The sequence below is a fragment of the Anaerosporobacter sp. genome (genome assembly GCF_031551385.1).
Taxonomy (GTDB): domain Bacteria; phylum Bacillota; class Clostridia; order Lachnospirales; family Lachnospiraceae; genus Anaerosporobacter.
Window position 1 is genome coordinate 1 of the sequence record NZ_JAVBNS010000289.1, and the last position, 23,774, is coordinate 23,774.

Annotated in this window: 20 protein-coding genes and 1 pseudogene; 6 read left to right on the top strand and 15 right to left on the bottom strand. The window is 35.5% G+C overall.

Annotated features, from left to right (window positions below; translation table 11 throughout):
• Both RMR19_RS21290 and RMR19_RS21295 read left to right on the top strand, forming a co-directional pair.
• The coding region (locus RMR19_RS21290) for a DNA gyrase C-terminal beta-propeller domain-containing protein (protein WP_310605521.1) at positions 1-668 on the top strand (668 nt) is incomplete at its 5' end.
• A gap of 64 nt (positions 669-732) precedes the next feature.
• A complete protein-coding gene (locus tag RMR19_RS21295; protein ID WP_310605522.1) occupies positions 733-1,767 on the top strand; it encodes a patatin-like phospholipase family protein in 1,035 nt (344 codons plus the stop codon).
• Positions 1,768-2,125: 358 nt separating this feature from the next.
• On the opposite strand, the gene RMR19_RS21300 is transcribed toward RMR19_RS21295, so the two are convergent.
• The gene (locus RMR19_RS21300; protein WP_310605523.1) at positions 2,126-2,971 is read right to left on the bottom strand and encodes a restriction endonuclease; all 846 of its coding nucleotides are present in this window, start codon (positions 2,969-2,971) and stop codon (positions 2,126-2,128) included.
• A 171-nt stretch (positions 2,972-3,142) separates the two neighbouring features.
• Here RMR19_RS21300 and RMR19_RS21305 point away from each other — a divergent pair.
• Positions 3,143-3,649 (top strand): annotated as a pseudogene (locus RMR19_RS21305) (transposase); the annotation flags it as partial.
• 287 nt (positions 3,650-3,936) lie between these two features.
• Here the strand turns inward: RMR19_RS21305 and RMR19_RS21310 are convergent.
• The 4 genes from RMR19_RS21310 to nadA form a co-directional block, all read right to left on the bottom strand.
• Positions 3,937-4,650: a hypothetical protein gene (locus RMR19_RS21310; RefSeq protein ID WP_310605525.1), complete on the bottom strand. Its 714-nt coding sequence runs from the start codon at positions 4,648-4,650 to the stop codon at positions 3,937-3,939.
• Positions 4,651-5,134: 484 nt separating this feature from the next.
• Positions 5,135-5,992 (bottom strand): carboxylating nicotinate-nucleotide diphosphorylase, encoded by an 858-nt coding sequence (gene nadC, locus RMR19_RS21315; protein WP_310605526.1) that lies wholly within the window; start codon positions 5,990-5,992, stop codon positions 5,135-5,137.
• Positions 5,964-7,325: an L-aspartate oxidase gene (locus RMR19_RS21320; protein WP_331654817.1), complete on the bottom strand. Its 1,362-nt coding sequence runs from the start codon at positions 7,323-7,325 to the stop codon at positions 5,964-5,966. The genes nadC and RMR19_RS21320 overlap by 29 nt, the downstream gene beginning before the upstream one ends.
• A 76-nt stretch (positions 7,326-7,401) precedes the next feature.
• On the bottom strand, positions 7,402-8,307 hold the full coding sequence (gene nadA, locus RMR19_RS21325; RefSeq protein ID WP_310605527.1) for a quinolinate synthase NadA: 906 nt from the start codon (positions 8,305-8,307) through the stop codon (positions 7,402-7,404).
• A 238-nt stretch (positions 8,308-8,545) separates the two neighbouring features.
• Between nadA and RMR19_RS21330 the strand changes: the two genes are divergently transcribed.
• On the top strand, positions 8,546-8,722 hold the full coding sequence (locus tag RMR19_RS21330; RefSeq protein ID WP_310605528.1) for a hypothetical protein: 177 nt from the start codon (positions 8,546-8,548) through the stop codon (positions 8,720-8,722).
• A gap of 42 nt (positions 8,723-8,764) precedes the next feature.
• Here RMR19_RS21330 and RMR19_RS21335 read toward each other — a convergent pair whose 3' ends face one another.
• The 9 genes from RMR19_RS21335 to RMR19_RS21375 form a co-directional block, all read right to left on the bottom strand.
• A complete protein-coding gene (locus RMR19_RS21335) occupies positions 8,765-9,556 on the bottom strand; it encodes a zinc ribbon domain-containing protein (protein WP_310605529.1) in 792 nt (263 codons plus the stop codon).
• Positions 9,557-9,610: 54 nt separating this feature from the next.
• Positions 9,611-9,850, bottom strand: coding sequence for a hypothetical protein (locus RMR19_RS21340; protein ID WP_310605530.1), 240 nt, complete (start codon positions 9,848-9,850; stop codon positions 9,611-9,613).
• A gap of 116 nt (positions 9,851-9,966) precedes the next feature.
• Positions 9,967-12,285, bottom strand: a complete 2,319-nt coding sequence (locus RMR19_RS21345; RefSeq protein WP_310605531.1) for a glycoside hydrolase family 31 protein — start codon at positions 12,283-12,285, stop codon at positions 9,967-9,969.
• Positions 12,286-12,450: 165 nt separating this feature from the next.
• The gene (locus RMR19_RS21350; protein ID WP_310605532.1) at positions 12,451-13,305 is read right to left on the bottom strand and encodes a patatin-like phospholipase family protein; all 855 of its coding nucleotides are present in this window, start codon (positions 13,303-13,305) and stop codon (positions 12,451-12,453) included.
• Between the two features lie 86 nt (positions 13,306-13,391).
• On the bottom strand, positions 13,392-14,357 hold the full coding sequence (locus tag RMR19_RS21355) for a phosphotransferase family protein (RefSeq protein ID WP_310605533.1): 966 nt from the start codon (positions 14,355-14,357) through the stop codon (positions 13,392-13,394).
• A gap of 183 nt (positions 14,358-14,540) precedes the next feature.
• A complete protein-coding gene (gene mgtE, locus RMR19_RS21360) occupies positions 14,541-15,935 on the bottom strand; it encodes a magnesium transporter (protein ID WP_310605534.1) in 1,395 nt (464 codons plus the stop codon).
• A gap of 251 nt (positions 15,936-16,186) precedes the next feature.
• Positions 16,187-17,071 carry a GNAT family N-acetyltransferase gene (locus RMR19_RS21365; RefSeq protein ID WP_310605535.1) on the bottom strand — a complete coding sequence of 295 codons (885 nt, stop codon included), beginning with the start codon at positions 17,069-17,071 and terminating at the stop codon, positions 16,187-16,189.
• The gene (locus tag RMR19_RS21370; RefSeq protein WP_310605536.1) at positions 17,058-18,605 is read right to left on the bottom strand and encodes an ABC-F family ATP-binding cassette domain-containing protein; all 1,548 of its coding nucleotides are present in this window, start codon (positions 18,603-18,605) and stop codon (positions 17,058-17,060) included. Before RMR19_RS21370 ends, RMR19_RS21365 begins: the two co-directional genes overlap by 14 nt.
• 401 nt (positions 18,606-19,006) lie before the next feature.
• Positions 19,007-19,195, bottom strand: coding sequence for a hypothetical protein (locus RMR19_RS21375; RefSeq protein ID WP_310605537.1), 189 nt, complete (start codon positions 19,193-19,195; stop codon positions 19,007-19,009).
• 268 nt (positions 19,196-19,463) lie between these two features.
• Here RMR19_RS21375 and RMR19_RS21380 point away from each other — a divergent pair, with 268 nt between their 5' ends.
• Together RMR19_RS21380 and RMR19_RS21385 are read left to right on the top strand one after the other, a co-directional pair.
• Complete coding sequence (locus tag RMR19_RS21380; protein WP_310605538.1) at positions 19,464-21,269, top strand: hypothetical protein; 1,806 nt, start codon at positions 19,464-19,466, stop codon at positions 21,267-21,269.
• A gap of 509 nt (positions 21,270-21,778) precedes the next feature.
• On the top strand, positions 21,779-22,627 hold the full coding sequence (locus RMR19_RS21385) for a DegV family protein (protein WP_310605539.1): 849 nt from the start codon (positions 21,779-21,781) through the stop codon (positions 22,625-22,627).
• Positions 22,628-22,808: 181 nt separating this feature from the next.
• Here the strand turns inward: RMR19_RS21385 and RMR19_RS21390 are convergent, their stop codons facing one another.
• On the bottom strand, positions 22,809-23,705 hold the full coding sequence (locus RMR19_RS21390; protein WP_310605540.1) for a Fic family protein: 897 nt from the start codon (positions 23,703-23,705) through the stop codon (positions 22,809-22,811).
• Positions 23,706-23,774 lie beyond the last annotated feature (69 nt).

Here is a 23,774-nt window from a genome sequence, read left to right on the forward strand (position 1 = left end):
AATTCGGCTATACGAAGTCTCTCGATTCCGCAAGTTATACTCGTGCTTCGGAAGATACGTTAAAAGAATATGCCCATATTATTCAGATGAAGAATACAGATAAACTATGCTTATTCACGGCGCAAGGAAATATGTACCAAATCAAGGCAAGTGCTATACCGAAAGGCAAGACCAAGGATAAAGGTTCTCTTATTCAAACTTTATGTAAAGTCGATAAGGAAGACATCTTAGTATATACTTGTTTTGAAGAATTATTTGAATCACAATTATTATTTACAACGAAAAATGGTTTTATCAAGCAAGTTTCTGGTGCTGAATTCGAAACTATTCGTGCTATGATTACATCTACTAAGCTAGATGCTGATGACTCACTTGTATCCATTACAATTTTAACTGCCCACGATATACTATCACAAACAATGAAAGTGATATTACTTACCGAAAAAGGTGCTTCTCTCGGTTTCCCATTAGAGGAAGTTTCCGAACTCAAGAAGACAAGCCGTGGTGTCAAGGCCATTGCTCTTGATGCTAACGATTATGTTGTATTTGCAACTGCTCAGGATTTAAATGCAGAATCCTTCACGTATAACACAAAAGAACTAAGTGCCAAGAAAGTTCGAATGCGTAAACGAGGTCAGAAAGGTCAAAAAGCCAATTTAGATTTGTAGAAACCAATAAGTACTCATATACATTCCTGCTCCTTCATATATTAGTAAAAAAGCAGGTATCTATATGAGTACTACTATTTTATCCATTGATGGCGGTGGCATGAAAGGCATTATATCCGCACTCGTATTAATTGAACTTGAAAATATTATAAAAAGATACACTGGCTCAAATACTGTCTATCTCGTTGACTACTTCGACCTCATTGCTGGTACAAGTACAGGTTCTATCTTGGCAGCATTACTATTATGTCCAGATGACTATAATCGTCCTAAATATACTGCTTCCGATGCTCTCGACTTATATTTGACAAAAGGAAAAACAATGTTTCAAACAAGCCCTTTACATAAACTACGTACTCTTGGTGGTCTAACTGGTCCCAAATACAAGAATAAAGCTCTGTCTGCTGAACTAAATTCCTATTTTGGCTCGATCAAAACTGCTAATCTACTTAAACCATGTCTACTCACCTCTTACGATATGAAAACGAGAGACACTGTTTTCTTCAATTCCTTATCTAGTTTAAAATCCGAAGAACGCAATTATAATCTTGCAGATGCCGTACTTGCCTCAACTGCTGCCCCTACGTTCTTCCCACCCACTACCACAAGGCCTAATACGCTTTATGAGGATTGTTTAATAGACGGTGGTGTATTTGCCAACAATCCTTCTCTATGTGCCCTTATCGAAGCGTTAAAGCTCAAATGTGTTAAGAAAATAGAGGATACCATGATTCTCTCCATCGGAAACGTAAGTACGGCAAAATCGTATTCTTATAATAAGGTAAAACATTGGGGTGCTATCAACTGGGCATTCTCCATCTTAGATGTCTTAATGGATGCAAGTGAACAAACCGTTGATTATCAACTGAACAAATTATATTCCATACTAGGTGTAGCCAATCACTACCTACGAATCGCAGCAAGCCAAAAAGAGCATGTCCCTTCCATGGATGATACTTCCCCCGAAGCAATTGACTGCCTTCTCGAAATCGGCAAGGAATTAGTTAAGAAAAAACATAGAGACTTGGAACATTACGCTAAGATGTTAATTGATAATCGTAAGAAAGAACGTTTTTGTGAAACTAGGAGAATTGTGTGATTTGTAGTGGTGCATATCAAATTTACAGAATGCTTTTATATAAAAAAAGTCAAGACTCAAGTGGTTTCGCCACTCTCAAATCCCCCTCACTCATGAGGGGAATTTGGGGCTTTCTTTTTTCGACGTTTTACCTCATAATAGTCTTATGAACATACTACAAAGCATATTTAATGACCATTATGAAGAAATGATATATTTATTAAAACCTAGGCATCATTTAAAGCACAATGTCCTTAGCTTTTACTTCCTTTGACTTTACAGGCTAAACAACCAGTACATTTCCGTTTATAGCAATAATTTTCATTTAAATAACCGCATTTCAAACTGAACCACTACTTGCAACAATCACATATTTCTTTCACTCCATATATGCCGCAATTTCGTTCATTAGCTTTGTCAAATGCTTCCTAAATTCCAAAACCATTTGCTCTATCTCCATTCTTTTATCATCAACACCGTTTACGCGAGGAAGATATACAAACCTATCATATCCATTTGGATTCGGATACAATATAACACTTAAGTTCCCATTATAAGAATCCAACCAATTCATAAATTCGCCAATTTTCAAATACAGAACATCATTATTTCTTTCGATATAATTATCAAGAAGAGTTTCTAGTTCAATTTTACAAATATCGAGATTAGCAGGAATATTAATATTAAGTCCCTCTATCATTGGATCTATACGTAAAAAAGCACCTATTTCATACTGCTTAACGATTTCAAAAAAATTATCCTTAAATGCATTCACTTGCTGTAATGAACTGTAATACTTTTGATAAACGGAAGGATTATTTTCAATAAAACTACATATTCTTTCCCATGACAAATACTCTAAATCAAAAGGAAAGCTGTGAACATTTCGTATCTGAATTAGATGATCTACAATTTTTGTATCATTAGACGCAGCCGTTGCTATGATTAACTTGCTAAATGGATTAATCATATAATAAGTACATTTACTAAGTAGTTCATCAATATCCGAAACAGAAATCGTTTCATAGTTTTTGCATTGAATACACCACAGCTGCAATTCCTGCTGCAATTCCATCTGTACAGTAATATCTATACCATATTGCTTTTGTCCTCTCCTCCCATACTCATCAACTTGTGATTCGGGATATAATGCTCTATAGCAATCTGCAACTAAATGTTCAAATTGTTTTTCATCTGTAAGTCTTGGAAATATAAAATGACTCATATTTTTCCTCCTAAATCGTTATTTTAACAATATCACCAAAAATCTACTTTCTAGGCTAATCAAACAGATTATCTTGGCAAAACTCTTAACTATTCTTTATGTTAAAAAGTATAACATGAAAAGACTTTTTCATCAATTGTTCACCTACATTCAACCTTCGAGAATTCTTAGAATGAAATGTATGCCCTGCATTCTGATGTTTTTTATTTTCGTGCAAAACCAAATGATTGCACTCTTGATCAAACCATCAAATATATTACCAGATATCTAGGACGACCTGTAATTGCTGCTTCAAGAGTTGATGCCTATGATGGTGAAAATATTACTTTTCACTATAACAGGCACGAAGATGATGCTCTTATAACAGAAACAATTCCAGCTCTTGATTTTATCAAGAGACTCATTATGCACATACCTGAGAAGCATTTTAAAATGGTACGCCACTACGGTATTTATGCCAAACATCACAAACAAGAAAAGCATCTTTTCAAATACCTCTCTAATGAGAAGTGTAGATTTCTAAAATCTCTACTAGATTGGAGAAACTCTATCCTCTTAACCTTCGGATATGATCCTTTAAAATGTTCGAAGTGTGGTGCTTCCATGTTGGTTCTGGAGGTTTACCATAAAAAAACTGCATTATTTGAACAATATCGAAAGCAAATGGGATTTGGTTAATTCCAAACACCATGCTACTCTTCAAATCGTCAAATAATGCAGTTCGAACCAAAAACAAAAAACTCCATAAACAAAGTCATCGCGAAGCAACACCTTCGCTCTTTTGTTATGCCATTTTTTATTTCTAATTCAGTATACACTATTTCTTTGGATTTGAGAAGTTTCCTAATAATTAAAAAAGACCGCCGAGGCGATCTTCTGCAAAAATATATCCAGTTAAATTTGAAGTTTCTACTTGGCATATGTCATATAATTAAGCATTAGTTGTTTATCTTCAAGCTATCACTTTATTCATAATATTGCACGTTTCCTGAACAAAAATAAGATAATTTCAGAGCATCTTCGTCTGAATAACCATCTTTATTGATAAATGTTGCTAAAGCTACACTTTCATTCTGAAAAATATATAACAACTTGTCAAATCCAGTACAGAACATATTACTTTGTACTAGCAAATTTACATCTAAACAAAATGCCTTGATTATTTTTACTCTTTTTGAAATGGCATCTGTTATTCTATGATTTCCATCAACAACAATCCACTTATAGTATTTACCCAATGTCAAAGGTGCCATAATAATTGGATTCGATTTAACCCTTACATTATCACTTGTTGATGTCCAATTAATATTTCTATTTAGGTCTTTAAACTCATCGATTTGTATATCAAGTGCATTATCACTCGAAACTTGAGAATATTCTAACATTTGAATTATGCGTGATACTCGAAAATGAATATACATATTATTTGATTTATACAAAATCGGCAACTGAAAATTTTCAGGTGCTTCTGCTTTTTCTTTTAAGATTAATGCTCTTGTTTTTTGATCATAATACTGGTTGCAAGCCAACATATCCTGTTCCTTTAATTCCTGCATCCATTTATCTATATACATTTTCTGAATGTCTGGATTATTAAATATGGGCATTGCGCTTATTTCCTTATTCCAAGCATCATAATCAACTTTATAGATTTTATCAGTCATCATGTTTACAGGCATAGATGTACCCTCCTTCCTCATTGTAAAGCCCAATTTATCTATGGTGGAATTTACCTTTTCATTTCCCCCCCCCTTTCCATAAGTTGAATTCCAAGTTCTAACTTATAGAAGGTCAGTTCATGATAACATCTATTCAACAACTTCCCCGTACTTGTGTATCAATACACAAAACTAGCAAAACTTCAATATGTATCCTGCTCCTTCGTTACTGTCCTATAATTAAGAAACGGTAGCGAAACACCTCTAGTACTTCTTAGTGTGTAATCCACAACCTAGGAAGGCGAGGCATGGACGCCGAGCCAGTCTGAGCTGAGGCAGGATGCCGAATCGAAGACGTTTCCGTAAACTTCCAACAACGATCCTTACACACTTAGAAGTACTTAGGTGTGTAGCGTGTTTCGTATTATAGGACAGTAGCGAAGAAGCTCAACAACATATCAAAGTTTTGCTTCTAATACGTATCTTACACAAGTACATGCGTTATTTATTGAATTGGTTTTAGATTTTTAAGAGATAAATCTATAATCGGTGCTGAGTGTGTTAATGCTCCGGAAGATACGAAGTCTACTCCGATTTCAGCGATTTCACGTAAACGTTCCTTTGTAACATTACCAGAACATTCTGTCTGCGCTTTATCACCAATCATCTCAACTGCTTTCTTCATTGTATCATTATCCATGTTATCAAGCATAATAATATCTGCACCAGCTTCAAGTGCTTCTGCAACCATGTCTAAGTTTTCTACTTCTACTTCGATTTTACGAACAAAAGGAGCATACTCTTTCGCCATAGCTACTGCTTTCGCAACACTACCTGCTGCTCCGATATGATTATCTTTTAATAAAATTCCATCGGATAAGTTATATCTATGATTTGAACCACCACCAACACGAACTGCATATTTTTCAAAAGGACGCATATTTGGTGTTGTTTTTCTTGTATCTAAAAGTGTTGTTTTATAATCTTTTAATTCCTTCGCGTATTCATTCGTATAAGTAGCAATACCACTCATTCTTTGAAGGTAGTTAAGAGCTGTTCTTTCTCCTGATAACAAAGCACGGATATCGCCTGTTATTGTTCCGATTAACTCGCCCTTTTTCATTACATCTCCATCATGGTATGTTGTTTCAAAGATTGATTCACTATCAAGCATATCAAACACTCTAGCAAATACAGAAAGACCACAGATAATTCCATCTTCTTTACAGATCAACTGTGCACTTCCTTTTTGATATTCCTTCATAACGGAATTTGTAGTTACATCCTCACTTGTTATATCCTCTTTTAAAGCATTTTTAATATATTCGTCAATATTAATATGCATTGTTACACCATCTAACATAAAACGTCTCATCCTCTCGTTTAATTTCTTTCCATATTAGTTGTTTGAATAATTCATAACGTTTATCTTCATCTAATACTTGTGATTCTAATGATTTCTCTGTCTGCCTTGCCACAAGCTCTTGCTCGTATTGCACTTGCTCATTGCACTCATTTTTATATTCTTCTATAATTTTATCAGCAGCTCTTTCCGCAAACACAAGGCTCTCTAATAGCGAGTTACTTGCCAAACGGTTTGCCCCATGAACGCCATTACAAGCAGTTTCACCAACCGCATACAGATTCTTTAATGTTGTCGCACCTTCTGTATCAACTTTGATGCCACCCATAAGGTAGTGTTGTGCTGGGGCAACTGGAATCGGCTCTTTCGTTAAATCATAGCCTTCTTCTAAACATTTTTCATAGATGTTTGGAAATCTCTTTTTAAGCATATCTGCTGGCAAATGTGATAAATCAAGGTAAACATGGTCTGTTCCCTCTTTTTCCATCTCTTCTTTAATTGCAGCCGTTACTACGTCTCTCGGTAATAATTCATCCACGAAACGTTTACCCTTACTGTTTCGCAAAAGTCCGCCTTCTCCACGTAATGATTCTGACATTAGGAATTTACGTCCTTTTTTCTTTGTATATAATGCAGTCGGATGAATCTGAATATAGTGTATATCTTGTAACTCTACATTATGTCGTAATGCAATGGCAAAACTATCTCCTGTGATATGCGAAAAATTAGTTGAATTCCTGAACAAGCCACCAATTCCCCCTGTTGCTAATATCACAGCATCTGCATAAACATTCTTAATCTCTCCTGTAGACTCTTCAAGTACAATTCCTTCACAAATACTCGACGTATCACTACCCGAAATCAAATCAATCATCGTTGTGTATTCCATAACTTCAATATTACTACGCTTTTTAACTTGCATAATCAACTTGCTTGTTATTTCCTTTCCAGTCAGATCATCATGACGAAGAATTCGATACGTCGAATGTGCGCCTTCTCTCGTATAGGCAAAGCTACCATCATCATAACAATCAAATTCCACACCATATTCTATTAACTTATTAATGATTGCTCTTGACGATTCAATCATTACATGCACAGATTCCTTATTATTCTCATAGTGTCCTGCACGCATCGTATCTTCAAAATACGCAGCATAATCCGACTCATCTTTTAATACGGATATTCCACCTTGCGCAAGGTAGGAATCACTATTCTCCATTGAATCTTTGGTTATCATTAAGATAGACATATCTTCTGGCAAAGAAAGAGCCGCATATAGCCCTGCTGCGCCCGTTCCAACAACGATTACTTGATACTTATTCTGCATCATATTAACAAACTGCTCCTTTCAAAAATACGGAGACCTTATGTATAGCACAAATCTCCAGTTGAAAATAAATTTTCAACTACGACAACGCAAGCATTCTGTCTAGTGGAGTCTTAGCTTTTTCAGCTATATCAGTGTCAAGTTCAATAACTGGTGACATGTCCATAAGGCAACGAACTACTTTATCCAATGTAATTAACTTCATGTTAGGGCAAAATTGTCTATGCCCAACGGAATAGAATCGTTTATCAGGGTTTTTCTTATTTAACTCATAAAATACTCCCATCTCTGTACAGATTAGGAATTCTTTATCTTCACTATTCGTAGCATAATCAATAATTCCTGATGTACTACCGATATAATCTGCTAATTCAAGTACTTCTAATTTACATTCTGGATGTACAAGAACTTTTGCGTCTGGTCTTGCTTCTTTTGCTTTCTTCACGTTCTCAGCAGTAATACTTGTGTGCACATGGCAGAAACCGTCATTAAAGATAAAATTCTTCTCTGGTAATTTACTTGCAATGTATCTTCCAAGATGTTCGTCTGGGATAAAGAAAATGTTCTTATTTGGTAGTGATTGTACCACTTTCATAGCATTTGCTGAAGTAACACATACATCTGCATATTGCTTTAATTCTGCTGTAGAATTAATATAGCAAGCAACTGCTACGTCTTCGTATTCTTCTCTTACTTTCTTAATTCGGTCTATATCAACCATATGCGCCATTGGACAATCCGCATTTTTATCTGGGATAACAACAACTTTCTCTGGGTTTAATAGCTTCGCGCTTTCCCCCATGAATTGTACACCACATAGGCAAATAGTCTTTTCTTTTACTGTAGTCGCTATCTTACTAAGATAGTAAGAGTCTCCTATATAGTCTGCAACAGCTTGTACTTCATCACTTACATAGTAATGCGCCAATATAACTGCGTCTCTCTCTTTTTTTAACAGCTCAAGCTGTTTTACTAACTCTTCCATGACTTACTCCTATCGTAAACATTTTAATTCTTTAACACGTATTGTTGCACATTATCATCAATTTGTCAAGTTGGCTGTCTTGTCAGCTAACAATATTATTTTTCGCCTTTACCAATTTAATTCCAATATATTTTATATAAATCCTGTATAAATTTTTATTCAATTGCAAAAACTACTAGTAATACTAGGTTTGCAAATCCCTACTATATAAAGCAGAAAAGAAAGGATATTCACTTATATGGATAACAAAAAAAATTCCTCTACGAATAAAACAACATCTTCTACTTCTAAAAAACAACCAAAGAATAGTCAAGTTGATTCTAGAACGAAAGACTTCATAAGTTCTGCAATCAATCCCGACAACAACGCTTTCTTTGATGAGAGAAGTAACCATCTCGGCAGCAAAGGCGATTAAAAAACGAGGCTTATAACAAGCCCCGCTTTTTCTATCTCTTACCTATTCTGCCACTTTGTTACCACAGTTTGGACAGAATATATCGTCTTGTTTTAGTCCACTTCCACATTTTGAACAACGTCTCACCGTCTCTACTGGCGTAGGCTGTGGTACTGGTGTGGTTTGAACTGGTTGTGGTTGCACTACTCTTTGCACTGGTGTAGGTTGTGGTTGTACTACATTCTGCACTGGTGTAGGTTGTGGTTGTGCTACTTTCTGCACTGGTACTGATTGTGGTTGTGCTACGTTCTGTGCTGGTGCACTTTGTTGCGTTGAAACATTCGGTACTTGGTAACGATTCGCCATCTGTTGGTTATATTGTGGCATAGCACTATTCGAATTGCTTGGATTGTTTTGATTTTTTAATTTCATGTTAATCTCTCTTGTATTCTTACAGAGCATAACAAACATTAATGTTGCCTCATATATAACGCGCAAAACCAAATTATATACGATTAACGATGCAATACCACCCACAACGGAATCTTTCATCAAAGCAATGAAAACAACCGTGCCAGAAATAGCGGCAAACATATAAATAAGCTTAAACAGTGGCTCCATTATTAACTTATTAAAATGCAATACATCATAAAACCACGCTGTAACTCCCTTAAATCTTCCTTCATTACCTTTTGATAAAAATGTAAAGTAAACCACCAAAGAAATTACTAAGGCTGCCAAAAATATAATCCCTAATACATCTTCGCCAATATACTCTACGATTGCGTATGCCATGTCAAGCATATCACTATTTCCATAGTAACTCATCAAATAGCCATTCAATAAACTAATCATAATTTCCTCCCCTTATGTAACTATTTTTATCTTTAATCTATACACATCATTCTGTTACCGAACCAATCTCGCTAACATCGCTAATGTATCATCTTCCTTGGGCTTTTCCTGTTCATGTATTAAATTCTGTCTCTCTGTTTCCCCTTGTTTTACGACTAAAGAACGAGAAGATTCTACAAATTGAAGTGGCTGATTTGCTGTAACCTCTTTCTTAATCTCGAATGCATTATTAAAAGCCTCCATCATAGAATGACCATCAAATTCATTCAAAACTAGTCCTTTTTTCTGAGCCATAATTATCCCCCTTTGGGCTGCTAAACACTTTGTTTCAAAAGCACATATAATTTAAGTATATTAGGCTCATTTTTAATTGTCAAGAAATTTTTTCCTATATTCGCGCTATATTTTCGCTATAACTTTACTATTTTAACTCGTCCCTCTGATACTTTATCCATATCATTTACTTGAAACTCTACTACATGATCCAAGCAATTTATGCATATACTTGTATAATTCGCGTCATACCCCTCTTGTACAAGACGAACGGTACAGTTATTATCCTTATCAATTTTAACCTGATATTCATTGTATGCCCCTTCTTGATAAGCAAAGTCTTCTCCATTATCTTGATAATGTGTGTAGCTACCTTCACCAGGATATATATCAAGAATCAATGTATCTTGTTTCTTCTCTCCTACATAACTTTGTTCTGTATAGTTCGGAAGAATCGCACCTGCCTTCACATAGATTGGACAAACATCAAGTGGTGCATCACGTAAGATATATCTTCCGCCTTCTATCATCTCCTTTGTCCAGTAATCATACCACGTTCCCTCTGGTAGATATACCATCTTACACATCTGTCCTTGGTCTAATACAGGCGCAACTAACACGCTCTCACCTACTAAGAATTCTTCATTCATATTCTTAACGATTTCGTCTTGTTCATAATGCATAATCAACGGACGAACAACTGGCAATCCCTCTTTTTCTGTTTGATAGAATAAATCATAGAAATAAGGAAGCAAGCGATAACGTAACTTAATATATTTTCGATTAATCGCAATGGTCTCTTCATCAAACTGCCAAGGTTCTTGGAATCTTGTTCCCTTAGCAGAGTGGTTTCGGAATAGTGGCGAGAAACATCCTACCTGTACCCATCTGCATAGTAATTCTTTCGTTGCATCAGAACCGAATCCTCCGATATCTGTACCAACGAATGCCATACCACTTACTCCTAAGTTGCATAACTGAGGTACTGCCATCTTTAGATGCGACCAGATACTATGATTGTCACCGGTCCATGCTGTTGCGTATTTCTGACTTCCAGCATAGCAAGCTCTTGTTATTACATATGGTCTTCTGCCATCGATTCGTTTTAATCCTTCATAGGTTGCTTTTGCCATCATATGTCCATAGATATTATGTACTTTTGCATGATCCGCTTTTCTTACTCCGTCTGAGAATACAACATCATCCGGAAGGGGCCCTTCGAAACTGGCTGGTTCATTCATATCATTCCAGATACCACGTACACCTTGCTCTAGTAAAAATGCGTGGTTGTTTCCCCACCATGTTCTTGCCTCTTCATTTCCAAAGTCAGGGAACACTGATTTTCCTGGCCATACAGAATTCACATAGATATCGCCCTCTTTATCTGTTGCAAAATAACCGTTCTTGATACCTTCTTCATATACAGGATATCCTTCTTCTACCTTAACTCCTGGGTCAATAATGGTTACAATCTTAAAACCATCTTCTCCAAGCTCTTTAATTAATTTTTTCGGATCATCATAGTGCTCCTTATTCCATGTAAACACTTTGAAGCGTTCCATATAATCAATATCAAGATGAATAACATCACATGGCAAGTCATGCTTACGTAGATTTGCTGCAAGCTCACGTACTTGGCATTCTGATTCATAGCCCCATCTGGATTGTTGATATCCTAGCGTCCAAAGTTGTGGTACTCCTGTACGTCCTGTCAGATAGGTATAATTTCCGATTACGTCTTTCATGCTATCTCCAGCTATATAGTAATAGTTTAGATTTCCTTGTTCTGCTCCAAACAAGTAGTACTCTTCACTCTCTTTTCCCATATCAAAATAACTGCGGTATGTATTATCATAGAATAAACCGTATACATTCTCTTTTCTTAGCGCAATATAGAATGGTATGGATTTATATAGTGCCTTAAAGCAGTCTACTTGTGGATCTGGGTTATCCGTATTCCACATCTCATATTCATATCCACGTTTGTTTAAAAATCCTGTTTTATCCCCTAATCCATAAAATGCTTCATCGCCTTGCATTTTCTTCAAAACTTCTATCTTATAATGCGCTTTCTTTTGTTCAACTTGATGTCCTTCTTGTAGTGCCATTTGAATAAATTCTTCACTCACACCACTCTGAACTTTTCGTTCTCCCCTATAATCTTCACAGATTATAGTTCCCTTGCTATCACAAAAATCAATCTTTAAGTCGTCATATACATTCGCAATTACACTATTTGTTGCTATCTGAATATAATTTTCTTTCTTAACAACTGTAAATTCCGTATGTAACTGTTTGTTCCCTTCAATTGCTGCTGATTGCTCTTCTTCACTATCAAAAGAAGCAAACACATTCCATATCTCATCTGTGATAATCTGTATCTTTGCCTGTCTTTTCTCAAACTTTACTATAACCTCTTGGTTCTTAACTTGATAATCTAATAGTTTACCAAACATCTTAATCCCTCCATCATAAAATAGCGTTGTCTTAAATAGACTACTCCTTATTTTATCACTATTCTATCATGTTACAATCTACTAGACAATCACTTTTCTTTCATATTCTATCACGATTATGCTTTTTTGTTACTGTTCACAAAAAGCGTTCACAGCAACGCTTTTTTACTCTAAGTACTCTAACATATCCTGCATACGTTTATTCGCAACTTTTTTCCCTATCTCATATAAGTCTCGTAGTTTCTGTACATTTTTTTCTACACGAGATACGGCTACTGGTTTTTCTGGACGAATAACGAATATTCTTCCCTCTTTCTCCAAAGAAGTGATTGTCTCTTGTATTTCATTATAATGATCTGGCACCTGTTGTAACTTCTCAAGTAAATATGGATATTCTTTATAGACTCTTTCGTATGCCTTCAACATTGTCTTTGATGTTGGATGTTTTCGATACCCTTCTTGTCTTGTCAACACTACTACGATTTTCTCATAGCCTTCCTTTAACGCCCAATCAATCGGTATTGGATTTGCAATTCCACCATCTAAGCATTCCATACCATCTACAGTAACAATTGGCGAGAGTAGCGGCATACTTCCAGAACTACGACATCCCTTCATCAACTCCTCTGTCTTTCCCTTTTCAAAATCCACTAACTCCCCTGTTTTACAATCGGTAGCAAAGGCTACATATCTCTGTGCTGACTCATAGAATGCTTCTTCATCAAATGGCAATAACTCTTTTCCTATCTCATCAAATAAAAAATCAAAATTAAAGACAGAACGATAACGAATTAGATTGCGAAATCCTACATAACGTTTGTCTTTTATATAATCAATACTAACTTTAGCTGTTCTTCCCATTTGTTTTGAAATATAATTAAGCCCACTTAGTGAACCTGCCGATACGCCTGCAACGCAAGGAAATTCAATTTCATTTGCTAAAAACATATCCGTTACTCCCGCAGTAAACATACATCGTAATGAGCCACCTTCTAATATTAATGCTGTACTCTCTTTCATGCTATCTCCCTTTTCCAAAATGATAATGCCAATTTGATAGAAGCTCAAATTGGCATCAACTACATTATCTTTCTATTACTCTACCATTAATTTACTAACAAATCAATTGCAGACACACATTTCACAAGCATTTCTTTCGCCCAGTTATACGCATCATCTGTTTCGTACTGACGATACTCACCTTCTAATATCATTATTTGGAAGAGATAGATGTCATACCAATTTGCTCTACGTTCCTCTTCTTTTGTAAGCGAAGTCAAACCATATCCTTCTAAGAAATCAACGTTTCTCTCGTAGCAACGGAATCCAACTTCCAAAAGTGGGTCTCCCCATATGCATCGTTCAAAATCGATTACTCCCGTTACCATATTATCTTTAACAAATACATTGCCTGCCCATAAATCCCAATGAACAAATCTTGGAATAGTTACTTCATCAAAACAAGATTTATCTCTTTCTAATAAGCTAAGTATCTCTTCTTCCTTATAAGGTATCTCAATATTTGCTTTACGTGCATCATAGAATGCTAATTGCAACATATCTCTAAATACTTCAAACCAGCAATCTCCTTGTAAATCCTGCTGTCCATAATAACCAAATCGTTCTCCCGTAATTTGATTCATGGAATAATTATACTCGCCAATCTGTTTCTGTATTCCTTTTCGATCCTCTTCCGTTAACGATTCGCCTAATGTACTAAACGATCCACCTTCAATTACACTCATAAAGAAATAATCCGAAGGGCAGATTTCATGACTATCATCATAATATAATATGTCTGGTATCGGTACTTCCGTCTCTCTCTTTACTAAGCGAAGGGAATCTACCTCACTAAACATAATATTCTTCTCATTTGACATAATTCTTGCATCTGGATGAGGCGCAACCTTTAATATTACATGTTCCCCATTTGTCAGAGTTATGTAATAGGCAACATTAAAAAATCCTTCTTTTAATTCTTCTATTTTATCACACCCCGTACTTGGAAATGCTTTTTCTACCATCTGCTTTATTACATTTTTATCTTGCTTATTCTTTGTTAAACTCTCCATCGATTATCCCTCCATCTACTTTACTTTTCTTATGAATTTCATTCATACTAACATACTAAGTAGCAATATTCTAACAGTATCCCTTCAATGTATATTAAGATACTGGCAATCTAACATTCCTATAAATTCAACAAAAGCCCAAGAGGTTTATTATAAAACGCTCTCAGGCTCTTTCTTCATTCTTTATGTCAATTGTAGTACATTTATTAATAATGCCCAAGCAACACCATAGTACGTAATAACTGCAACAAGATCATTTATTGTTGTAATTAATGGGCCTGATGCAACTGCTGGATCGATTTTAATCTTGTGAAAGAACATTGGTATTATTGTTCCAACAAAGCTTGATATTGTCATCGCAACAATTAAGGCAACACCAACGCAACCAGATATAGAGAATGCATACATTGCTGATTTTCCTTTGAACAGACAGATATATCCGCCAATACACAGAATCGACAAGCAGCCTAATAGCAATCCATTAATGAAACCAACACGAATTTCTTTCCATACTAGGTTTGCTTTATCTTTTCCTGTCAATCTCTCATCCATTAATACACGAATTGTAACCGCCAATGATTGTGTTCCTACATTACCAGCCATATCAAGAATCAACGATTGGAAACATATAATTAATGCAATCTGAGATACTACTTTTTCAAACATTCCAACAACACTAGATACTACCAACCCAAGTGCAAGCAATACAATTAGCCAAGGTAAACGCTTCTTCATACTTTGAGGAAGTGTTTCATTCAAATCCTCTTCCGCTGTTAAACCTGCTAACTTAGCATAATCATCGCCTAATTCATCATCTACAACTTCTACGATATCATGCGATGTAATTACACCGATTAATGTATCTGTATCGTCAAGAACAGGAATAGAATCTTCTGCGTAATCTTTCAAACGTTCAATACATTCATCAATCTTTTCTGATGCTCTTACGAATGGGAATGATGTACTAATTAATGATTCTAATTCTACATAATCTCTAGCACATATTAAATCTTTCAAATCGATTGCACCATAAAACTTACTATTCTCATCTTTAACAAAAATCGTAGAGATATTATCATTCTCTTCTGCTTGTCCGATTAATGTTTTCATTGCTTGTCTAATTGTCAAGTCTCGTCCGATTTCAATATAGTTTGTAGTCATCTGACTACCAATTTCATCTTCATCATGCGAACGGATTAATTCAATATCTTCTTTTGCTTCCTTTGTTATATACTGAATTAATTGTTCTTGCATATTCGAATCTACTTCATCGAGAGCATCTACTGCATCATCAGCATCCATGTTTTCAATAATATCTGCTGCCAATCTTGGCTCTACTTCTTCCAGATATGTTCCTATATCGTCTAAGAATGTGAAGATCTCCGAAACCTTCTCTACTCCAAGTATAGAATAAAGTCTTTCTCTTTCTGGCTTTTGAAGGTTTTCTAATGCCTCTGCTATATCATTTTCATGATAATCATCTAATTTCTCTCGAATCTCTTGCTCTGACACATTACTCGTAATAATTGCAATGAGTTCTTGTAATACCGTTTCCTTCTTTCCGTTCTTAATTTGCATTCTACTATCTCCTTTTCTAATTACAATTTGTACTCGGGAGTAGCCCAGAATGAATAATCTATCAACATGAACACTGTCGATCGATCATCCTGCTATATTCTATTCTACTCCGCCTATGACTTCGACCGTCACTGCCCATGTAATCACCGTCCTTTAAATTTTAATTATCAATGAGTCAATTCTCATTTTGTCAACCTCAATCATTATAGCACATTAATTCTCAAATATCTAACTATACTATCACTTTTTCGTTATGCATGGGATAGCGTTGGAAAATGTAATTTCTCTTCCTCTACTCTTTCAAGTTCTTCGCCTATATAAAACAACGTACAGTCCTCTTCCCTAAATTCCTCTACTTCAAATTCGTCTTTCCTATCAGGTACAAAGCCAAGTACTACCGTCTTGACCGCTCCTGCAAATGAATCTAAAATCCTATCTAATTCTACCTTTTCTTTCGCAATAATAGCGTTTAGATATAATGTCTCATCGGCAATCTCTGCTACTACATAAACGTCTAACTTCTTATTATAATATACCCCCTCCATATCATGAAGGTAAAATCCCATTAATCCAACATTTCTCATTGTCATGCCATCATTCGTTACGGCATGGTGAATATAATCAAAGAACCTTTGTCGCTCCTCATTTGATGGATTCTTGATTTCGATAAACTCTATACTGTCTTTATCTAATGATAACTGGTTTTCCTGCAATGTCTTCTTATAAACATACTCCTTACTAGTTTGAAATCCGAATTTAGGATAGTAATTAAGTACACTATCATTTCCAAATAGATATATTCCATCACTTTCTTCTTGGTATAACGCAATTACTTTCTCCATTAGATATCTTCCTAAACCTTGACCTTGGTATTCCTTCGCCATCATCACAGTTCCTATTTGGATATAATGTTTAGTCTCTCCATCTATTACAAATTCCATTCTGTTTGCTGACACATTTGCAACCATTCGCTCGCCATCCATAAGGGAATGTGGCATATAGCTCTCTTCCTTCCAATACCCATTCTGATACCACGCTTCAAAGTCAAATCCAAACGTATCGGTCGTTAATTTGTTTAATGCTGCTCTTACTTTTTCATTATCCTTATATGATGTAACGTAATTATATTGTTCCATATTCGTTTTGCTCCTTCAATCCTGTTTCACTTAATTCATAAATCGTATCGCAGACTTCCCCCAGATATTTTCTATCATGAGATATACTTATAATTGCTCCTGTGTAGTCCGACAATGTTCTTCTTATTACTGGATTTGATAGTGGCGAGAAGTTCCGTGTTGGCTCATCTAGCAATAATACATTGTATCCTTCCATGCTCATCTTCAAGAGAATTAATTTCGCCTTCTGCCCCCCTGAAAGATGTTTTATCTTATGGTTCATCTCATCTGCAGTATATTTCATGCTTCCCAGATAGGTACAGATTCTTACATTCTCCTCTCGATCCCCTGTTCTTGTTAAGAATTCCACTGGTGTTTGTTCCATATCAAGAAGATCTGTGTAATTCTGTGGCATATATGCTGCCTTAATATCGGTTCTCTCTAACATCTTAGCCGCTATCAGTTTCATTAGGGTCGTCTTTCCGCAACCATTTTTACCTATAATACATACCTTTTTTGGTCCTTCAATTTGTAGATGGATTCCTTTTGCTAATACCCTATCTTCTATACATAATTCCTCTAATGAATAATCTACTACTACCTTTCCATTTGGCATTGCTGCATTATTCGTGAATTTAATGAACATAGCATCTTCCGTATCTGGAATCTCTAAGAAATCCTCTTTTTCTCTCTCAAATCGTTTTCCCATTGCCTTAACAGAATGCATCTTCTTCTTCAACAACTGCCCTCCATGCGGGTCTTGCCTTGTTATTGCATTCTGCTGATGCTCTACTTTTTGTTGTATCTGATTATATCGATCCATTTGCTTTTGATAATCACTTCTTTGCTTCTTCGCCACTTGCTCTTGATGTTCTAATCCACGTATTCTCGTATCATAGTACTCACGATATCCCATCTTAATTACCGTATATTTCGAAACTGTTTTTCTCCTCACTTGTTCCAGATGTATAATCATATTTGCCGTATTCTCTAGCAATGTTTCATCGTGCGATATATATAATACTGGTTGCTTACACCTATTTATAAATGTTTCTAACCACTCTAGTGTATCAATGTCCAAATCATTCGATGGTTCATCAAGCAATAATAAATCTGGTTGCTTCATTAATAATCTTGCCAATTGCAATTTTACTTTCTCTCCACCTGACATGGTTGCCACACTTTGATCCGAATAGAATCGCTCCATATCAAATCCCACTTGACGTGCAATATCAGTCAATTCCTTTGGTGTTAGTTCAAAGAATACCTCTTCTTCTGAACAATATTCATACACTGTCTTCTGCATATCCTCACTTAGTAATTCCTGCGCTAGATATCCAATATGATTGTTTGGATTGATAATCTCCCCTGTGTATTCGATATAGTCTTCGATTAGCTCTGGATTATAAATCAATTTAATTAATGTAGATTTTCCATTCCCTTCTTCTCCGATAATTGCTGCCTTATCTCCATCATTCAATGTCAGTGAAAAATCTTCCAACATTGTTCGTAAATCTTTTTTATGTGTAATTGTTAGGTTTTTAATTTGTAGCATATAAACCAACTCCTTTTTTGTTATTTTTCAAAGTCTAGTGTAAAAAAGTGCCTCCGTAACAGAATCGTTTTTATTATATAAGCAGACTTTCCTACAAATAAAAAAATCTGCTCTCAGTATGTTACCGAAAACAGATTCTATGCGAAAGGATTTACGTTTAATAACAGGACATTTATAGAAACTGCCTGCTAAATAACTATCGATGCATATACTAATCTATAAATCGGTAACAGAAACAAACCTATTAATAACATAGGTAATTGAAAACATCTCTGTTGTAACGAATTATTGATTAGATATTCATCTTATCCCTCTTTTTCTATATTTTATTGTTGTCTCTTTCTATGATAGCAAATATATGGTTTTATGTAAAGGCGTAAATTTGTATTCCTTCTTACTGTCTAGTCCTCATGAATCTTCAATACAAGATTGAAAAACAGATAGGATATTGAAACTGTAACCATCATTAATATGGATAAATTATTGAAGAGTTTATCTCCATTGAAAAAGCAGATGATACCTCTTACTGCTATCATAATTATAAGTATAATAATTACGTCTTTTATATATTTGATTTTCTTTTTATTCATAATGGTCTCCTACCCCCTAATCTACCATTCTAGTCAAAAGCATAGCACTTATTTACATTAAATACAAGAATTATATCCCCATTTTTTCTGTATCACTTTCTATTATTATATTTCACGAATTATTATTTGTTGAAAATAAGCCTTATGAACGTTCACCAAATAAACACATTATCTTCACAATTCGAATACATCTATGTTTTATACTTTGAGTATGATAATTATTAATCAAAAAAACAACACACGTTTACATATTGAAAGGAGAATTTTTATGAGAAAGATGTATTTATATAAGAAAATGTTTGTGTTAGGTTTATCCGTTACCCTTGTTACAGGTGCTCTTACTGGTTGTGGTAAGAATTCAAACAATCAAACTACCAATTCAACTACTGCCGTTGAAGCGACAGAAACCACGGAAACTTCTGATGAAGCAAATGCTTCTGAATCAACATATGTGAAAGTCCAAAGCGTAGATGGTAATACCGTAACTGCCATTAAAGGTGAGTTAACGACAAGTGCTGGTGGTGGCCCTGGTTCTTCTGATGGTTCTGGCACTCCTCCTGAGATGCCTTCAAGTGATGGTACTAGTGGTAATGCTCCTTCAGGTGACGCTGGTACTCCTCCTGAGATGCCTTCGGGTGATGGTACTGGTAACGCTCCTTCGGGTGAGATGCCTTCTGGCGGAAACTTCGGTGGTGGTTCAAGTTTTACAGAAGGAACAGAAACAATTACTTTCACAGTTACAGACAGTACAGCAATTACAGTAGAATTCCTTCAAGGTAGTGAAGAGGGAACTATTGATAGTATAACTGCTAACTCTGTATTAGAACTAACTCTTGATGCTAACAATAATGCAACTTCTATTATTGTTAAGAATCTTCAAAGTGGTGGCGGTTTCGGTGGAAGCTCTACTGTAACAAATGGTACAGCAGCTAATACCATTGATTCCGATTCTACCGTTGCAAATGAAACATATACATCTACAGGAGATGATGAGAATGCTCTTCGTGTTGATGGTGCTACTGTTAGTTTAGATGGTATCACAATTGAAAAAACAGCTGGTGATTCCTCTAACACTGAAAATGGAGATTTCTATGGACAAAATGCAGGCTTATTAGCTCTTAATGGTGCAACTCTTACTATTAGTAATGCAACTGTTAATACAACTGCTGTTAATGGAAATGGTGTATTCAGCTACGGCGAAGGCACTACTGTTAATATCTCTGACTCAACAATTCGAACAACAAACAATAATTCTGGTGGTATCCAAACAACTGGTGGCGGTACTATGAATGCAACAAACCTTGATGTTCAAACAGAAGGTAATTCCGCAGCCGCTATTCGTAGTGACCGTGGAGGCGGTAACGTTAATGTTACTGGTGGTTCTTATGTAACTAACGGTACAGGCAGTCCTGCTATCTATAGTACTGCTAATATCGTAGTAAGCGATGCAACTCTTACTGCAAACAACTCAGAAGCAGTTGTTGTTGAAGGTAAAAACTCTGTTACATTAACAAACTGTGATTTAACTGGTAATATGACTAGTACATACCAAGACAGTGAAGAAAATATTCATTGCGTAATGATTTATCAAAGTATGTCTGGTGACGCTGCAATCGGTGATGCTACTTTCACAATGAGTGGTGGAAGCTTAACATCTAAAGTTGGTGATTTATTCTATGTAACTAATACAAACTGTGACATTACATTATCTGATGTAGCTTTAACATTAGCCAATGATACATTACTAACAGTTGCCGGTAACAGCTCTAGCCGTGGCTGGGGTACAGAAGGTGCTAATGGTGGTAGTGTAAACTTTACTGCTGAATCACAAACTATGACAGGTAATATCACTTGTGATTCCATCTCAACACTTAATTTAACTATGAAAAATGCTACAAACTTTAATGGTACAATCAATACAACTGGCGCTGCTGGTACAGTAGCCGTAACCATTGATGCTGATTCTACATGGACATTAACTGGAGATAGCTATATCACTTCTTTTGATGGTGACTTATCTTCTGTTAATACAAATGGATTCCATCTATATGTAAATGGTGAGCAAGTAGCTTAGTGTCTCCCCTCTAAATAAACACTCTATATTCTCAAAGGTCTAATTAACTTAGAATACATTTGAAAATATAGGGTGTTTTTATCTGTGGCAAAAAATACTTTGATTATCAAAATATTTTCATTGACACTATATATCATTATGCGTTATAGTAATTTTAGTAAGAGGATAACTTATATAATATTGTGTAATTGCGAAACTCTCAATATACTTGACTGCTTCTTGACTAATGTATGCCAACTAAAAAACGATAGCGAAATATCTATAGTACTTCTTGGTGTATACTCTACAACCAAGGAAGGCGAGGCATGGACGCCGAGCCAGCCTGAGCTGAGGCAGGATGCCGAATCGAAGGCGTTTCCGCAACTTTTCGATATCGTCTCCGTATACACCTAGAAGCACTTAGGTATGTAGCGTGTTTTGTGTTAGCATACATTAGGCAAGAAGCTTAAACACATTCAATAGAGTTTCGCAGCTCCCCACAATAACTTATATCAGAAAGGTGATTTATTATGAAAACTCATATTATTATAGATTCCGCATGTGATATGCCCAAAGCTGAGGCTGACAAGTTAGGGCTTGACTTCCTACCCCTTAAAACATTGTTTGGTGAAACAGAATATCTCGATGGTATCACGCTTACTCCATTTCAATTTTATGAAAAATTAGTTGAAGGCGACTGTTTGCCAACAACAAGCCAAGTTTCTCCCTACGATTTCGAGCAACTCTACGAACAGATTAAATCCGCTGGCGAAACTGCTGTTGTTATTACGCTCTCTGCCAAATTATCAGGAACATATTCAAGTGCAAATATTGCTCTTGATGGTTATGAGGATTGTATTCATGTTGTAGATAGTGAAAATGTTTGTGCTGGCGAATTAATTCTTGTTTATGAAGCAATCCGTTTACGTGATCAAGGGCTTAGTGCCAAAGAAATTGCAGATGAGTTAGATAAGAAAAAAAAGAAAGTACATTTGCTTGCATTGCTTGATACATTAGAATACCTGAAACGTGGTGGACGTATCTCTAAAACTGCTGCTTTCGCTGGTGGACTTTTATCAATTAAACCTGTTATTACAATTCAAGATGGCGAAGTTGCTATCCTTGGAAAAGCAAGAGGTTCAAAAAATGGTAACAATATGTTAATTGAACTGATTAACAAAAGCAATGGCATTGATTTTTCCATGCCCCTTACTCTTGGTTATACTGGTTTCGACGACTCCCTTCTTCAAAAATATATTAAGGACAGTAGCCATATCTGGGAAGGTAATATCGATACACTTCCGATAAGTGTCGTAGGAAGTACCATTGGAACGCATGTAGGCCCTGGTGCGATTGTTGTTGCTTATTTTCAAAAGTAAGAGATTCTCATTGACCTTTTACAATTTATTAGACATCTTATATTTAGTGGTTGTGCCACAGAAACTTGAGATGCCCGTAGCCGAAGGAGCTCATGTGTGAGCTCCTTTTTTACTATATAAATATAGAAATCGAGGTGTTAACTATCGCACATTGCTTTATGACTTATGCCCCACAGATTTATCATTCTTGATATGGAATTCGAAAATAATTCAGATACTCTTTAAAAATATCTTGTGCATTCAGACATGTATCTCTTAAATCCCCTTGTTCATTGCCCCACTCTTGAAGACCACGATAATAAAACATCTTCAATTTTTCATCAATAATAAAAGGAACAACATTATTGCGAATACATTCTTTAAATAATAGCAGTCTGCCAACACGACCATTACCATCTTGAAACGGATGAATGCGCTCAAATTTCACATGAAAATCTATTATTTCATCCATTGTTTTTGGCTTCGATGAATTATAATATTCCAATAGTTTTTTAATCTCAATCTGTACTTGTTCTGGTGCTGTTGTCATATTGCCACCTACTTCATTCGGCTGTTTTTTATAGTCTCCTACTACAAACCAATTCTTGCGACTATCGCTTGTTCCATTTTTTAATACCGAATGTAGCTCCTTCATAAGCTTTTCAGTAATCATATGCGTAGCTTGGTCTATTATCATGTCTATACATCGAAAATGATTCGCTGTTTCTACAATATCATCTACATTAAAAGATTCTTTTTCGACACCAATTGTATTTGTTTCATAGATATAGCGAGTTTGATCATGAGTCAATCTACTCCCCTCTATATGGTTAGAATTATACGTTAATTCAATCTGTACTTTATGATATATTCCACCAGATACTCTACCTACTTTTTCGTCTTTTAAAACTTCAAGCAATGTACGAGGCATATTAGAAGACTTATTAATTCGTTCAGGGCGTTCCGCATTTTCAGGGATATTCCATCCTTTCGCCCCTGTAAATGCATCTTCTATTTTACCATGTGCACAATAGTTTCTCACTGTCCGCTCAGATATTCCCCATTTTTTTGCCATCTCTGAAACCGATATATATTTCACGGTGATTCCTCCACTTTATTTAATCTACATTCTATGTATCATTATACCATATTATCGGCAAGAAATCAA

Excerpts from the sequence above, each read along its gene's own strand:
- RMR19_RS21310 (WP_310605525.1), bottom strand. The coding sequence starts at position 4,650 with ATGCCTGTAAACATGATGACTGATAAAATCTATAAAGTTGATTATGAT.
- nadA (WP_310605527.1), bottom strand. The coding sequence starts at position 8,307 with ATGGAAGAGTTAGTAAAACAGCTTGAGCTGTTAAAAAAAGAGAGAGAC.
- RMR19_RS21375 (WP_310605537.1), bottom strand. The coding sequence starts at position 19,195 with ATGAATAAAAAGAAAATCAAATATATAAAAGACGTAATTATTATACTT.
- mgtE (WP_310605534.1), bottom strand. The coding sequence starts at position 15,935 with ATGCAAATTAAGAACGGAAAGAAGGAAACGGTATTACAAGAACTCATT.
- RMR19_RS21350 (WP_310605532.1), bottom strand. The coding sequence starts at position 13,305 with ATGAAAGAGAGTACAGCATTAATATTAGAAGGTGGCTCATTACGATGT.
- RMR19_RS21385 (WP_310605539.1), top strand. The coding sequence starts at position 21,779 with ATGAAAACTCATATTATTATAGATTCCGCATGTGATATGCCCAAAGCT.
- RMR19_RS21345 (WP_310605531.1), bottom strand. The coding sequence starts at position 12,285 with ATGTTTGGTAAACTATTAGATTATCAAGTTAAGAACCAAGAGGTTATA.
- RMR19_RS21355 (WP_310605533.1), bottom strand. The coding sequence starts at position 14,357 with ATGGAGAGTTTAACAAAGAATAAGCAAGATAAAAATGTAATAAAGCAG.
- RMR19_RS21370 (WP_310605536.1), bottom strand. The coding sequence starts at position 18,605 with ATGCTACAAATTAAAAACCTAACAATTACACATAAAAAAGATTTACGA.
- nadC (WP_310605526.1), bottom strand. The coding sequence starts at position 5,992 with ATGTTAGATGGTGTAACAATGCATATTAATATTGACGAATATATTAAA.
- RMR19_RS21340 (WP_310605530.1), bottom strand. The coding sequence starts at position 9,850 with ATGGCTCAGAAAAAAGGACTAGTTTTGAATGAATTTGATGGTCATTCT.
- RMR19_RS21330 (WP_310605528.1), top strand. The coding sequence starts at position 8,546 with ATGGATAACAAAAAAAATTCCTCTACGAATAAAACAACATCTTCTACT.
- RMR19_RS21335 (WP_310605529.1), bottom strand. The coding sequence starts at position 9,556 with ATGATTAGTTTATTGAATGGCTATTTGATGAGTTACTATGGAAATAGT.
- RMR19_RS21380 (WP_310605538.1), top strand. The coding sequence starts at position 19,464 with ATGAGAAAGATGTATTTATATAAGAAAATGTTTGTGTTAGGTTTATCC.
- RMR19_RS21295 (WP_310605522.1), top strand. The coding sequence starts at position 733 with ATGAGTACTACTATTTTATCCATTGATGGCGGTGGCATGAAAGGCATT.
- RMR19_RS21365 (WP_310605535.1), bottom strand. The coding sequence starts at position 17,071 with ATGGAACAATATAATTACGTTACATCATATAAGGATAATGAAAAAGTA.
- RMR19_RS21300 (WP_310605523.1), bottom strand. The coding sequence starts at position 2,971 with ATGAGTCATTTTATATTTCCAAGACTTACAGATGAAAAACAATTTGAA.
- RMR19_RS21320 (WP_331654817.1), bottom strand. The coding sequence starts at position 7,325 with ATGATGCAGAATAAGTATCAAGTAATCGTTGTTGGAACGGGCGCAGCA.